This window comes from Achromobacter maghribensis (assembly GCF_057334215.1).
In genome coordinates, this window is record NZ_JBHFII010000047.1 from 379027 (window position 1) to 386257 (window position 7231).

The 7231-nt window shown below is 65.3% G+C and carries 6 protein-coding genes; all 6 read right to left on the reverse strand.

Going from position 1 to position 7231, the window contains the following annotated elements:
* Positions 1-248: 248 nt before the first annotated feature.
* The 6 genes from ACE039_RS21670 to ACE039_RS21695 all read right to left on the reverse strand — a co-directional run bounded on the left by ACE039_RS21670 (position 249) and on the right by ACE039_RS21695 (position 7042).
* Complete coding sequence (locus ACE039_RS21670) at positions 249-1805, reverse strand: ABC transporter substrate-binding protein (RefSeq protein ID WP_485823294.1); 1557 nt, start codon at positions 1803-1805, stop codon at positions 249-251.
* A gap of 192 nt (positions 1806-1997) precedes the next feature.
* Entirely contained in the window at positions 1998-2618 is a 621-nt protein-coding gene (locus tag ACE039_RS21675; protein WP_105555186.1) for a GntR family transcriptional regulator, read from the reverse strand.
* 81 nt (positions 2619-2699) lie between these two features.
* Positions 2700-4355 carry an ABC transporter ATP-binding protein gene (locus ACE039_RS21680; RefSeq protein WP_485823295.1) on the reverse strand — a complete coding sequence of 552 codons (1656 nt, stop codon included), beginning with the start codon at positions 4353-4355 and terminating at the stop codon, positions 2700-2702.
* Positions 4352-5173 carry an ABC transporter permease gene (locus ACE039_RS21685; RefSeq protein ID WP_105555188.1) on the reverse strand — a complete coding sequence of 274 codons (822 nt, stop codon included), beginning with the start codon at positions 5171-5173 and terminating at the stop codon, positions 4352-4354. Before ACE039_RS21685 ends, ACE039_RS21680 begins: the two co-directional genes overlap by 4 nt.
* Positions 5170-6114 (reverse strand): ABC transporter permease, encoded by a 945-nt coding sequence (locus ACE039_RS21690; protein ID WP_169271225.1) that lies wholly within the window; start codon positions 6112-6114, stop codon positions 5170-5172. Before ACE039_RS21690 ends, ACE039_RS21685 begins: the two co-directional genes overlap by 4 nt.
* A 58-nt stretch (positions 6115-6172) precedes the next feature.
* Positions 6173-7042 carry an alpha/beta hydrolase family protein gene (locus ACE039_RS21695; RefSeq protein WP_105555563.1) on the reverse strand — a complete coding sequence of 290 codons (870 nt, stop codon included), beginning with the start codon at positions 7040-7042 and terminating at the stop codon, positions 6173-6175.
* Positions 7043-7231: the final 189 nt, after the last annotated feature.

Sequence of the window (7231 nt, forward strand, 5' to 3'; positions counted from 1 at the left end):
CGGGACTGCCCTCTCGTCATCTTCGTTGCGGCCTACGGCCGCTGCCTTCAGATTCCCTCGGGCGCATCGAGGTTGCGCGCCATCCGGGTGGCGCCGCCGACGGGCTACCAGCGTCTTGGATTGAGGCGCTGCCAGACCCGTGGTTAGTGAAGCGTCTTGCGGCGCCCGCCGAATTGCGGCCGCGCGGGCGGCCACAATCGGCATACATGTTTGGTGGCGTCGTGGCGATGCTCGCTTCGCACGCAGGCCTATTTTCCTTCTACCACTTTGGTTTCCCACACGCGGGGCTTGCCTTCCCAGACCGAGAAGCCCTCGACGCGCTTGCCGACGGCCCAGGCGTCCGCGCCGTTGTACAGCATCAGCATCGGCGTCTGTTCCAGCATCAGCGCGTGCAACTGGTCGAAGAGTGCCTGGCGCTTGGCCGGGTCGGATTCCAGGAAGCTCTCGTCGATCAGCTTTTGCGCGGCGGGGTCGTCCCAGACCTTGCGCGGCTGCTTGGTCTTGTCGCCCGCGAACTGCTCGAAACTGAGCGACGGGTCCAGCCGGGACGAAAACGAGAACGAGCTGACCTGATACTTGCCGGTGTTGTAGCGGTCCAGTTGCGTGGCCCACTCCAGCACCTCGATCTTGGCGTTGATGCCGACCGACTGCATCATGGCCTGGGCGATCACGGCCACCTGATAGCTGGGCACGTGGGCGCGCTTGTTGGCGTAAATAACAATGGGTTCGCCCTTGTAGCCCGCTTCCTTCAGCAATTGCTGCGCGCGCGCCGGGTCGTACTGATAGCTGCGCTTTTCGGCTTGCTTGTAGTAGGCCGATCCGGCGTAGACCGCCGAGTTGTTCAATTGGCCCAGCCCCTCCGACGCGGCGGCGACGACTTGCGGGATATCCAGCGCGGCGGCGATCGCCTGGCGCACCTTCACGTTCTTCAACACCGGGTCCTGGGTCTGAAACAGCAGCACGTGCTTGACGGCATCGTGCGGGCTGAAGACCGTCAGATTCTTGGCGCTTTTCAGTTCGCCCACATCGGTGTTGGTGATCTGGCTGGCGTCGATGGCGCCAGACATCAGGCCGGCCTTGGACGTGGACGGGTCCGGCACCACCAGGAACTTCACCTCGTCCACCAGCGGACGCTTGGAACCGACGTAGCCATCCGGCTTATCGCCTTCGGGCGACACGTAGTCCTTGAATGCGGACAGCAAGGTGTATTCGCCGCGCTTCCAGTCCTTGAACATATAAGGCCCCGTGCCGACGGGCTTGATCCACGATCCGTCGGCAGCGACCGAATCTTTCGAAATGATGGCGGTCATGCCGCAATCGGTGCGGGCCAGCGAATCCAGGAACACCGCCGACTTGCGGTCCACTTTCATGACGACGGTCTTCGCGTCGGGCGCGGACACGTCGGTGACTTTCAGGCCATTGCGGCCATCGAAGTCGCTGCGGCAGCGCCAATCCGTCTTCGGATCCATGTAGCGCTGCCAGCTCCAGATCACATCGGCGGACGTCAGCGTGGCGTCGTTGTGGAACTTGACGCCGTCGCGCAGCGTGAAGGTATACGTCAAGCCGTCCGGCGACAGGTCCACCGACTTGGCTAACAGCGGGCCAACCGTTCCGTTCTCGCGGTAGCCGACCAGGCCTTCGACGATGTTGAGCACGACGCCGTCGGTGGTGTTATCGCGGTTGACGCCAGGGTTGGTCGACCGGATGTCCGCCGGTTGCGCCACGGTCAGCACGGCGGCGTGGACGGGGACGGCGGCAAGCGCCAGGGAGAGCGCGAGCGCCCTGGGAACAAAGTGGTGGTGCATGGAAAAGACTCCCCGGCGTGTGGCGCAGAATTCACGCATATATTGGCGCCAAAATAATCTGCTAATTATGGAGAGTCCACGGTGGGCCGCCATCGGGGGTATCCCTGAAACGCCCGCCAAAAACACCGCGGCGGCCCCCGTTGCAGGTGGGCCGCCGCGTGGGCGAAGCGCAATCCGGCACGTTGCGCCGCGTCAGGAGATATCCTGGCCCACGTGCTGGGCGATGATTTTTTGCAGCCGCTTCACGTCACGCGCCTCCAGCGCGTCGACCATGTCGAAGTGCTCGCGGGCCGAGATCTCGATGCGTGAACGGGTCACCCATTCCTTGGCGGGCGCGGCGGGCCCGCGCGCGCGGGTTTCCTGGATCAACGCCGCCAGTTCGCGGTTGCCGCACAGGTCGTACATGCCTGCGTGGAACGCCAGATTGACCTCGTATTGCTCCAGCAAGGTGCCGTCATGCAGCAGCTTGGCGAACCGTTCGGCCAGGGTGCGCAGCGCGCGCACCTTTGCCGCGGTGACATTCGGCATCAGGTCGGCCGCCGCCCCGGTTTCCAGCAGGATGCGGATATCGCGGATCTGCAGGTGCTGGTCCGGGTCCATCGCATGGACGTGATAGCCCCGGTTCGGGATGTGCGCAATCACCCGCTTGGCGGCCAATTGGTCTAATGCCCGCCGCACGTCCAGACGCTTGGCGTCATAGCGTTCTTGCAGGTCGATCTGTTTCAACCAGGCGCCGGGACCATACACGCCCGACTGAATATCATGGGCAATACGGTCAACCAGGCCAGGTTGTGTCGCCGGCGCTTTCGGCATGGCCCACTCCCGTCAATCAATTCCAAAACGCGTATTTTAGGCGTAACTCCTTGCGGCGATAGCAGAGGGTTCCCCCTGCCCTCACGCAATGGCCCGCAAGGGTTCGTGCCCGTCCAGCCGCCAGCGCAGGCGCACGCCGCCGGTATCGGTGGATTCCAGCGCCGGGATCGCCGACAGCAGGCTGCGCGTGTAGTCTTCCCGCGGCTGGTCGAACACCGCGTCGCGCGAGCCCTGTTCGACAATGCCGCCGTCGCGCATCACCACCACCCGGTCCGCCACCTGCTCGACCACGCCCAGGTCGTGGCTGATGAACAAACACGAAAAGCCGTGCCGTTCCTGCAGATCGGCGAACAGGTCCAGCACCTGCGCCCGCACGGTCACGTCCAGGGCGGAGACGGGTTCATCGGCGATCACGAACGCCGGCCGGCGCACGATGGCGCGGGCGATGGCCACGCGCTGGCGTTGGCCGCCCGACATTTCGTGCGGAAAGCGCTTGGCGTACTCAGACCCCAGGCCCACCTCCGCCAACACCTCGTCCACGCGACGGCGCTTGTCCGCCGAAGACATGTTGTCCAGCATGCGCAGGCCTTCGCCCACCAGCTGGCCGATGGTCATGCGCGGGTCCAGCGACGAGTACGGGTCCTGGAACACCATCTGGCAATTCAAGCGGTAGTCGCGCCAGGCCGCCGAGCGCCGGCTTACCGGCTGGTTGCGGAACAGGATCTGGCCGGACGTGGGCGCCAGCAGACCGGCGATCGCCCGGCCCAGCGTCGTCTTGCCCGACCCCGATCCGCCCACGACCGCCACGACCTCTCGCGGCTGAACATGCAGGTCGATGCCATTCAAGGCGCGCTTGGCGCCCGTGCGGGAAAACAGCCGCTGATGGCCGGCGTAGTCCACCACCAGGCTCTTGACCTCGACGATGGGCGCCTCCGGGGCCAGCTTGCGGGCCGGCAGGCGGCGGGGCATCGCGTCCAGCAGCTTGCGCGTGTAGGGATGCTGCGGCCGCGCGAGGATGCCGGCGGTCGTGCCCGTTTCCAGCACCTTGCCGTGCTGCATCACCACCATGCGCTCGGTATAGCGCGCCACCATCGGCAGGTCATGGCTGATCATCAGCACCGCCGTGTGGTGTTCGCGCGTCAGGTCCACCATCAGTTCCAGCACGTCGCGCTGCACCACCGCGTCCAGGGCGGTGGTGGGCTCGTCGGCGATCAGCAGCGCCGGCTCCAGCAGCATCACCGAGGCCAGCATCATGCGTTGACGCATGCCGCCCGAGAACTCGTGCGGCCAGGCGTCCATCGCCCCCTTGGGGTCGCGGATGCCCACGCGGCGCAGCATTTCAAGGATGCGTTCGCGGCGCTGCGCCGTGGACAAGGACTTGCGGTGCAGTTTCAGGCCTTCGTCCAATTGGCGGCCGATCGGCATGGACGGGTTCAGCGACGTCATCGGCTCCTGGAAGACCATGCCGATGCGCGCCCCGCGCAGCTTGCGCAGCACGGCCGGATCGGCCTTCGTCACGTCCACGCCCTCGAACAGAATGGCCCCGCCCGCGACCACCAGCGGCGCCGGCGTCAGGCCCATGATGGCGCGCGCCGCCTGGGTCTTGCCGCTGCCGGATTCGCCGACAATGCCGACCATTTCGCCCGGCGCGACTTCGAAGGACACGCCGCTGACGATCTCGCGGCCGCCTGCGCCCACTGTCAGGGTCAGGTTCGATACTGCTACCAGTGCGCTCATTGCACGCCCCTCATGCGGGGATCGAGACGGTCTCGCACCGCGTCGCCCAGCAGGTTGATCCCCAGCAGCGCGAGCGCGATGGCCAGGCCGGGAAGAATGGATAGGTACGACGCCTGCGCCATGAACGGACGCGCGGCGGCCAGCATGTTGCCCCAGGTCGGCGCGGGCGGCGGCACGCCCAGGCCCAGGAAGGACAGCGCGCTTTCCGCCAGGATCACCCAGCCGAACATGGACGTAGCCAGCACGGTCAACGGCGCGACGCAGTTGGGCAGCACATGCCGGAACATGGTGTAGAGCTCGGAATTACCCAGCACCCGGGACGATTCGATGAACTCTTTTTCGCGCAGGGACAGCACCGTGCCCCGCACGATGCGCGTCACCGATGGCGTGTAGGCCAGGCCCAGCGCCAGGATGATGCCGTACTTGTTGGCGCCCACCACGGCCAGCAGCCCCAACGCCAGCAACAGGCCCGGGAAGGCCAGCAGCGCGTTGTTGAATGCCATGATGATGCGGTCGGTCCAACCACGCACGAAACCCGTCAAGGTGCCGATGGCGGTGCCGGCCACAATGGCGAACGTCACGGTCAGCAGGCTGATCCAGACGCTGCTTGCGGCCCCGGCCAACAAGCGCGACAGTTCGTCGCGGCCGAATTCGTCGGTGCCCAGCAGGAAGTCACCGCCGGGCGGCTTGAGCCGCGCGACGAAGTTGATCTTGAGCGGGTCATGCGGCGTCCAGAAAGCGCCCATGACCGCCGCGACGATCATCGCCCCGACGATCACGCCGCCCAGGAGCGCGTTAGCTGCGATTCGCTTTTTCATTCGGCGGTCACTCTCGGGTCGAAGATGGGATAGCAAAGGTCGATCAGCAAGTTCACGATCACGTAGACGACGCCCACGAACAGCAGGCAGCCCTGAATCACCGGGTAGTCGCGCGCGAAGATCGAGTCCACCAGCAGGCGTCCCAGTCCGGGAATGGTGAACACCGTTTCCACCACCGCGATGCCGCCCAGCAGATTACCCAGCACCAGGCCGATCAGCGTCCAGGTGGGGCCGAAGGCGTTGCGGAACGCGTGGCGCATCAGCACGGCCGACTCGGACAGGCCCTTGGCGCGTGCATGGGTGATGTAGTCCAGCCGCAGCACTTCCAGCGTGCTGGCGCGCGCCATGCGCATCAACACCCCGATCTCGTGCAGGAACAGCGTCAGGATGGGCATGGCCAGGTACAGCAGGCCCGCTTTCCAGTCTTCGCCGATGGACACATAGCCCACCACGGGCAGCCATTGCAGCTTCAGGCCGAAGAAGATCAGCAGCAGCAATCCCAGCCAGAAGGTCGGGATGGACACCAGCAGGGTCGCCGAACCGACCAGGAACAGGTCGGGCCATTTGTTCTGCTTCCAGGCCGCGATCATGCCGGCGGGCACGGCGACCAGCGCGGCAAACAGCACCGCCACCAGCACGACGCGCCCGCTGATCAGGAAGCGGTCCCACACCAGGGGCAGCACAGGCTGCCCGGTGTTGATGGACGCCCCCAGATCGCCGTGCAGCATGTTGCCGAACCAGATGCCGAACTGGGTCAGCCAGGTCTGGTCCAGCCCCAGGCGCGCACGCAGGTCCGCCAGCGCGGCCGGCGTGGCCAGATCGCCCAACAGCAGTTGGGCGGGATCGCCCGGAATCAACCGGATCATCACGAACACCGCCACCGCCACGATCAGCAGGGTCGGCACCGCCATGACAATTCGGGATAGCGCAAAACGCAGCATGGCCCTCTCCTAGTCCTGAACGCCGCGCGGCTGCGCGACGCGTCCGCGTCCGGCGATATCAATGATCAACATGTCGCAACTTGCGCAGCGCGCGCGCCAGGAAGTCCTGCACCTGGCCCACGCACTTCAGCCCGTCGTGCGGCACGTTCTCCACCAGATCCAGCTCTGCTTTCACGCCCTGGGCTTCAAAAGAACGGCGCAACGCCTCCAGGCGCTCGGGGCGCGTCCTGCCGGCGTCGTTGGCACCCGGCATGAAGAATTTTCCGCCTTCACGATGGGTGATTTCCCACGTTTCCAGGTCGGCCTTGCCCACGATCATGTGAACGGCGACCTGCTTGAGCGCCTCGATGTCGACGCCCTTGCCGAAACGGGATTCGACGTCGCGCACGCCTACCCACCAGTCCTGGCTGGGGTCCAGCAGCGTGACCGAGCCCGGCGCGCCGATCGACACGGCCCACAGGCTTTCCGGATGCAGGTAGGCGAAACGGTTGACGAATTGGCCGCCGCCCGAATAGCCGAACAGGCCGAACTTCTTGAAATCGCGGCCGAATTTCTCACCGACTTCCGCCACCATGTCCAGCAGGATCTGGTCGTAGCGGATATCGCCCTCGCGCAGTTGCTTGAAGCCGTCGCGGTTGCCGTCACCCAGTGGCCCCACGGGGAACAGCGGGCACAGCACGATGCAGTCGTTCCAGCGCGCGAACTCGGCGAACGCGTCGCGGTACTCCACGAAAGCGCGGCCGGTGCCGTGCATGATCACCACCAGCTCCATCGGGTGCTTGGCGGTATCGATGTGCGGCGGCACATACATGCAATAGGAAAAGCGCGGATCGGTGCGGGCTGCAAAGACGGTGCTGTGACCCAGGTCGTATATGGCCCGCGCGCGGGCGGCGTCGGGTTGGATGGCGGGAGCTGCGTTGGACTGCATGATTTCCTCGTTTCCATGGCTGCGGGCGGACGCATGGTGTATGCCGGTGGTCAAAATAATAATCACATAAATTGGCGCCAATTCTATGCGTAGGTGTTTCCACCCAACAAGGCAGGGGATTCCCTAGGGCCAACAAGCCCAGGCCGGATAGGCCCGGCCGTTGGTTCAATCTTGGGGGAAGTATTGGGG

Coding starts and splice junctions, on each gene's coding strand:
- ACE039_RS21670 (WP_485823294.1), bottom strand. CDS start 1,805: ATGCACCACCACTTTGTTCCCAGGGCGCTCGCGCTCTCCCTGGCGCTT.
- ACE039_RS21675 (WP_105555186.1), bottom strand. CDS start 2,618: ATGCCGAAAGCGCCGGCGACACAACCTGGCCTGGTTGACCGTATTGCC.
- ACE039_RS21680 (WP_485823295.1), bottom strand. CDS start 4,355: ATGAGCGCACTGGTAGCAGTATCGAACCTGACCCTGACAGTGGGCGCA.
- ACE039_RS21685 (WP_105555188.1), bottom strand. CDS start 5,173: ATGAAAAAGCGAATCGCAGCTAACGCGCTCCTGGGCGGCGTGATCGTC.
- ACE039_RS21690 (WP_169271225.1), bottom strand. CDS start 6,114: ATGCTGCGTTTTGCGCTATCCCGAATTGTCATGGCGGTGCCGACCCTG.
- ACE039_RS21695 (WP_105555563.1), bottom strand. CDS start 7,042: ATGCAGTCCAACGCAGCTCCCGCCATCCAACCCGACGCCGCCCGCGCG.